The sequence below is a fragment of the Chamaesiphon sp. OTE_75_metabat_556 genome (genome assembly GCF_031378165.1).
Taxonomy (GTDB): Bacteria; Cyanobacteriota; Cyanobacteriia; order Cyanobacteriales; family Chamaesiphonaceae; genus Chamaesiphon.
The window spans coordinates 21,937-27,986 of the sequence record NZ_JANNDR010000060.1 but is presented as its reverse complement, the minus strand read 5'-3'; the positions used below and the strand labels follow the sequence as shown (position 1 = coordinate 27,986).

Annotated in this window: 6 protein-coding genes; 2 read left to right on the top strand and 4 right to left on the bottom strand. The window is 47.1% G+C overall.

The window, feature by feature from the left end:
- Positions 1-199: 199 nt before the first annotated feature.
- Complete coding sequence (locus tag RMO27_RS03105) at positions 200-1,030, bottom strand: class I SAM-dependent methyltransferase (protein ID WP_309728979.1); 831 nt, start codon at positions 1,028-1,030, stop codon at positions 200-202.
- Between the two features lie 206 nt (positions 1,031-1,236).
- Here RMO27_RS03105 and RMO27_RS03100 point away from each other — a divergent pair, with 206 nt between their 5' ends.
- Entirely contained in the window at positions 1,237-1,383 is a 147-nt protein-coding gene (locus RMO27_RS03100; protein ID WP_309728976.1) for a purine permease, read from the top strand.
- Between the two features lie 54 nt (positions 1,384-1,437).
- Here RMO27_RS03100 and RMO27_RS03095 read toward each other — a convergent pair whose 3' ends face one another.
- On the bottom strand, positions 1,438-3,027 hold the full coding sequence (locus tag RMO27_RS03095) for a glycoside hydrolase family 57 protein (protein ID WP_309728974.1): 1,590 nt from the start codon (positions 3,025-3,027) through the stop codon (positions 1,438-1,440).
- Positions 3,028-3,385: 358 nt separating this feature from the next.
- Between RMO27_RS03095 and RMO27_RS03090 the strand changes: the two genes are divergently transcribed.
- On the top strand, positions 3,386-4,573 hold the full coding sequence (locus tag RMO27_RS03090; RefSeq protein ID WP_309728972.1) for a histidine kinase: 1,188 nt from the start codon (positions 3,386-3,388) through the stop codon (positions 4,571-4,573).
- Positions 4,574-4,685: 112 nt separating this feature from the next.
- Here the strand turns inward: RMO27_RS03090 and larB are convergent, their stop codons facing one another.
- Both larB and RMO27_RS03080 read right to left on the bottom strand, forming a co-directional pair.
- A complete protein-coding gene (gene larB / locus RMO27_RS03085; protein ID WP_309728970.1) occupies positions 4,686-5,465 on the bottom strand; it encodes a nickel pincer cofactor biosynthesis protein LarB in 780 nt (259 codons plus the stop codon).
- A 56-nt stretch (positions 5,466-5,521) separates the two neighbouring features.
- Positions 5,522-5,992 (bottom strand): hypothetical protein, encoded by a 471-nt coding sequence (locus RMO27_RS03080; protein ID WP_309728968.1) that lies wholly within the window; start codon positions 5,990-5,992, stop codon positions 5,522-5,524.
- Between the last annotated feature and the right edge of the window lie 58 nt (positions 5,993-6,050).

Here is a 6,050-nt window from a genome sequence, read left to right as displayed (position 1 = left end):
TTTTGTCCTCTAAAACCCTTGCTGTAAGGGATTCAGTCAAAAAAATTAGATGTAAAACAGCTTAGACCGAGGAGCTGCAATCGTATTCGCACACTATCTACAAACTTTTAAAGTTGTATAATGGCTAAATAAATTGATTATCGATCGGAGATAATCACGATCAATAGGCTACATAGACGTGATATCCGTGATTAAATAATTATTTTAGAGCAACATGGAAGACTGAAAGATAGCAGAGTGGAAGCTGTGCGCCACAATTTTGGACTAATATTTCTCGTAATCGATCTAATAGCTCGGATCTACGCTCTGGAGCTAGTGCAATACAGGGTGAATAAGTAGTCAACAGTTGGAGATAATCATCGATCGCATAATTTACCTCATTCACCTGAACTTCTGTTTGTAAGTTACTAAATAAACCCGATGAGATCGCAGTATCGACAAAGATATTTAGTTCTCGCACTTCACGATCGCGATCTTTATACTCTGCAAAAGCTGGTAAGTATTGTCTAAATATCTCAGTTAAACTCTCAAATACCTCCCGTGGCGGCATCATCGTCGTATTCCATAATAAAACCAGCGCACCAGTATTTTTGAGCAATGCGGCTGCTTGTTGATGCTTATGTTCTGGTGATACCCAATGCCAAGAAGTTGCCGCCACAATTGCATCAAATTCTCGATCGACTGGCTCCCATTCTTCAAAACTAGTATTAATAATTTCGACATTGGAGTCGGCTGCGACATGGTGACGAGCGACTTCACAAGCTGCTAAGCTTGGCTCTAATGCGATAATAGAGTATCCCATTTTCGCGAGTGAGCGCGTCGCCGTACCTGGTCCACAGCCGACTTCTAAGATCTTGCCGTTGCTGGGTATTTTAGCGACTTCCATAACCCGATCCAAGAATGCAGGGGCGTATCTTGGCCGGACTCGATCGTAAGTTTGAGCGACTGAACTATACCAGCTTTTGCGCTGCGCTGGATCTGGTGTAAATGTTTGATACCAGTTGAGAATTTCATTATTATTGTCTGGCACGCTTTCTCATCCTCCGCTGGCAAAGACTTGAGTACAGCCGATCTTCGATCGACAGATAAGATCGATCGGCTATTGATGATTTATCAGCATAAATATATAGTTTGATAGATATTTTTTAGTTCGCTAGTCTTTCGATCGAGTGATGCGATTTAGAGTCGATCGAGCGAAACTAGAGGATATAGTTAAGCAAAATATTTACTAATCGTATGACTACCGATCGCAGCCATGCATCAGAACTAAATCCTCCCGATAATATTACGCCCTCGATCGGCACGACTATTAATGGCATTCTGATTTTGACACCATTAACATTAATCTTACTCGGTCTGTTCTTTGGTGTTATTAATCCCTAAACCACTAGATTACATATCCCTGATTTATTCACCAAGTCAGGGATATCACAACATTTACAATGGTCGATATGCTCGGTAATTAATACTGGGGAAAATATTGTCCATTGTTTCGACTTTTTCGAGCCAGCCGCTATCGACTTTCCGCGCTCGGAGGTCGTCATAGAGCTTGTGGAAGCGGACTAGATGCGATCGAGTGCGGCGAATTGCGTATGGTACCATCGTTCCCGTCCGCATGATAAATGCCCAGTCGGAAGATTGTGCGAGTAATAATTCGCGGGCGGCTTGATTGAGCGCGCGCCATTGTAGCTCGTCTTCTGGTTCCATCCGTGCCAATTCGATCATCCGTTCGGCACCTTTGTGGAGGTGGGGATAGACCCAAGCATTGGTTTCATTCAACCAGTACTCGTGGAAACCTTTGTAGCCCCAGCTAGACTGAGACGGGCGACAGACTTGCTGAGTCGGCTCGGCTCGCAGATAGTCCGCCAAGTGAGTCATCTGATAAGTGTTTTGGTCGTGCCAAGACTTACGGAAGAAGAAGTCGATGAACCAGGGGCCTTCATACCACCAGTGGCCGAATAATTCGGCATCATAGGGCGATACAACTAGCGGCGGACGTTTCATCACCCCCGCGAGATTTGCCACCTGTTGCTGGCGATTGTACATAAAATTCTGCGCGTGATCGGCAGCTTTTTCCTTTGCCCAGTATGGATCGTAGAGGGCTTTTTCGCCGCCAGTTTTGGAGGTAATTTTGTGGTACTTGATCCCGATATTCTTGCGCTGACCGTTGGGCATGATATACGGCTTGATATAGTCGTAATCGGCATCCCAACCCAAATCTTTGTAAAATTCCCGATATTCTGGCGCGCCAGGATATCCGACCATTGACGACCAGACTTGCTGAGAAGATTCTTGATCGCGGCCAAATGCGGCTACGCCTGTCTCGGTAAATACAGGTGCGTAGTTGCCAAAGCGGGGACGGGGACGCGCGTACATGATGCCGTGTCCATCCGTCAGGAAGTAACGCAAGCCAGCATCGGCCAGCATCCGCTCTAGCCCTTCATAGTAGGCGCATTCTGGTAACCAAATACCTTTAGGAGCACGACCGAAATTTTCTTCGTAGTGTTCGCAAGCCACCCGCAGCTGTGCCCATACGGCTTCGGGGTACATTTTCATCAACGGTAGATAACCGTGAGTCGCGCCGCAGGTGATGATTTCCAGGTTATTGCTATCTAAAAAGCCTTTGAAGGCACCAATTAAGTCGCGATTGTGGCGTTCCCATGTTTTCCGCGTGGCGGCAAATTCTTTGACGTAGTACTCGGCTAGGTACTGGAGATGACCGTTGTGCTCGTTGCTGTCAACTTCTTTTTGGGCTAGTTCTTCCAACTTAGCCAAATGTTCGTCATAGCGATCTTGGAGCAAGGGATCGCGCAACATCGACACCAGTGGCGGCGTCATGCTCATGGTGATTTTAAAGTCGATGCCGTCCCGCTTTAGTCCCTCAAAAACGTGGAGTAGGGGAATATATGTTTCGGTAATGGCTTCATACAGCCATTCTTCTTCGAGGACAAAATCGCTCTCAGGATGTCGAACGAAAGGGAGATGAGCGTGTAGGACTAACGCAACATAACCGAGCGGAGTACTCATAGGGATAGCGTGTGGGGACAGCGAATGTCAGATAGTTAGACACTATCGTTAATCTTATCTTAAGCTTTGCGTCCGCTTTTATTTGTTACTTGTTATTTATTCTTGCTTTCTTGCTAAGATATCCCTTTGAATCGCGATCGCTTGGCTCGATCTAGATCGCGATGAGAGTGAGCGGTCGCTCTTATCGATCGAATCGTTACAATTTCTTAAAAAACATTAACTATTTGTTAACATATCTCAAGATACAGCTCATACTAGCGATCGATTACTGGTCTTTAAGTCCAATTTAGTCACCGATCCCAGACCGAGTATTTAGCTTTCGATTCTCTTATAGGAGAGGCTACGCCAACGAGAATGAATGTCAATCGATCGCTATCCCCCCAGTAATTCGTCAGGATCGTTACAGCTATTGCTGTTCCTAGACGAGCGTACGACTAGTTACATCTACAACCAAGAAATTCGGGACAAGTTAGACATCCTGAATACCGAGCACTCGTTTGAGTTGCAGGTTGTGGATGTAGGCAAGCAACCCGATTTAGCCGAACACTATCGGGTGATTGCGACGCCAGCACTACTCAAGCTATTTCCCCTACCGCGCCAGATTTTAGCTGGTAGCAACTTGATCGATCAAATCGATAACTGGTGGGAGCGGTGGCAAGAAGAACTATTAGCTAGCGGGAACGCAACGCTAAATCATGATCGATCGGAAAATTCAGAGCGTCAACCCGACGATCGATTGTTATTAAGTGATTCGATCGGTTATGTGAGTAAACTAATTAAGTTAACTGACGAAGTTTTTACGCTCAAACAGGAAAAAGCCGCCTTACTCGATCGGTTAAAATTGCAAGATCGGGCGATGTCCGTACTGGCTCACGATCTGCGCAATCCGCTGACTGCTGCCGCTCTAGCCTTGGGGACATTGGAAATTATCCACAACCCCCAAGATTACCGCGCTAATGCTTTGGAGCCAGCCACGATTGCTAAATTGATCGATCGCGCGCGCACGCAACTCCAAGCGATCGATCGATTAGTTCACGATATTCTCCAGCCGCTAGCGACAAATCCTGGCGATCTCAATCTACTCCCCCAAAAGCTCGATTTAATCGAACTAATTTCGGGCGTAATTGCTCAACTCAAATCGCAATTTCAAGCTAAATCGCAAGTTATTACCTCTGATATCCCTCAAGATTTACCATTGGTCTACGGTGATGTGGATAAACTGCGGCAAGCGATCTCCAATCTGTTGGACAATGCTAGCAAGTATACCCAGGAGGGCGGTCAGATCCATATCAGTGCGCTCCACCGCACCGCTCAAACCATTCAAGTGAGTATTTCTGATACTGGTCTGGGGATTCCCAAAGAGCAGCAGAAACACATTTTTCAAGAGCGTGTCAGACTCGATCGCGATTTGTCCGAATCGGGCTATGGGATCGGTTTAGCCCTGTGTCAACGGATCGTGCGGGCGCATTACGGCCAAATTTGGGTGGAGTCTACACCTGGAAAGGGTAGTGTGTTTAATTTTACTTTGTTGGTATATCAGGGGTAGGCTTTAGGTTTTAGGCTTTAGATTGTAGGGTGTGTTATCGCGATAGCGTAACGCACCGAATAATAAATCTCCTAGATAGCAGAACGCACCGAAGAATAAGTTTGTAAAGTTTTTAAAAATCAGCGGTTTTGGCGATTTTGGTGGCAGATCTGAGGATTTGACAAGCAAGAATGGCTGCACCGAAGCCGTTGTCGATATTGACGACGCCGACTCCGGCGGCGCAGGAGTTGAGCATCGTAAGTAAGGGGGCGATGCCGCCGAAACTTGCGCCGTAGCCGATGCTAGTGGGCACGGCAATTACTGGACAGTCGGCTAAACCAGCGACTACGCTGGGTAGCGCACCTTCCATCCCCGCGACGACGATTAACACATCGGCATCATTGATGACGTGGCGGTTATTGAGCAGCCGTTGAATGCCAGCCACACCAACATCCCATAATTTCTCAACTCTAAAGCCGCAGAGAATGGCCGTCTGAGCCGCTTCCTCTGCTACGGGTAAATCGGCTGTACCGGCGGTGAGAATAGTGATTTTGCCTGGATGTATTGGTGTGGATTCGAGGGGTGTTAGCGCGCAAATTTGCGCCGTCTGGTAATAGATCAGGTCAGGGATCGCGCGCTGGAGTTCGGTGTAGACTGCCGGAGTAATCTGCGTGGCCATGACGATCGATTGTTGGCGGCGCATGGCCCGAACGATCTCGATAATTTGGGTAGGAGTTTTGCCCAAGCCCCAGATGACCTCGGGGAAACCCGTCCGTTGTTGTCGATCGCGATCGATTTTGGCAAAATCATCGATCGCTTCGTAACCTAGCGACTGAATTTTCGATCCGGCCAACTCAGGCGTAATTTTGCCAGCCGCAACGGCCGTAAGTAAAGCTTGAAGCGATTCTGACATAATTGAAGATATTTACCGCAGATCAGAGAGATTTACTCTCTAGATTAGCAGCAGTACTAGCCAGTGGATCGACATAGTTTGCCACCAACTGGTTTGTCGGTAAAGTTGGCAATCTTCCAGATGCGATCGCCTTTTTTGACACTATTAGCCACGATCGTTGGTTGCTTGGCTTTGGGCATTCTGAAGCCTTGAACTTCGATCGGGTCGCCGACCTTAAGTTGAAGGGATTGTTGCTTCAATGCCCGATTTGCTCCCAAATAAATTAACTTTCGCTCGCCGTTGATAGTTCGCACCCGCACCCAGGTCGCGATTTCCTTAGCAGCAATCGGCTGATTTTTGTCATTGTATTCGATCCCTATTACTCGACCTTGAATCGTAGTTAATGTTTGGGGATCGACACTCGGCCTAGCGGCAATCTCTCTGGATAAACAACCATTTCTCGGAGTTGGAGCTTCCGCATAAATTGCAGTTGGCATAAAAATGCCGATCGAGGCGATCGACCAGATTGCGGCTGTGATTCGGTTCATTTCGATCCTCCCTCCGATAAAAATCGAGCGGCTTATTATGAAGTATGTAGGTAAATTC

Excerpts from the sequence above, each read along its gene's own strand:
- RMO27_RS03100 (WP_309728976.1), top strand. The coding sequence starts at position 1,237 with ATGACTACCGATCGCAGCCATGCATCAGAACTAAATCCTCCCGATAAT.
- larB (WP_309728970.1), bottom strand. The coding sequence starts at position 5,465 with ATGTCAGAATCGCTTCAAGCTTTACTTACGGCCGTTGCGGCTGGCAAA.
- RMO27_RS03090 (WP_309728972.1), top strand. The coding sequence starts at position 3,386 with ATGTCAATCGATCGCTATCCCCCCAGTAATTCGTCAGGATCGTTACAG.
- RMO27_RS03080 (WP_309728968.1), bottom strand. The coding sequence starts at position 5,992 with ATGAACCGAATCACAGCCGCAATCTGGTCGATCGCCTCGATCGGCATT.
- RMO27_RS03095 (WP_309728974.1), bottom strand. The coding sequence starts at position 3,027 with ATGAGTACTCCGCTCGGTTATGTTGCGTTAGTCCTACACGCTCATCTC.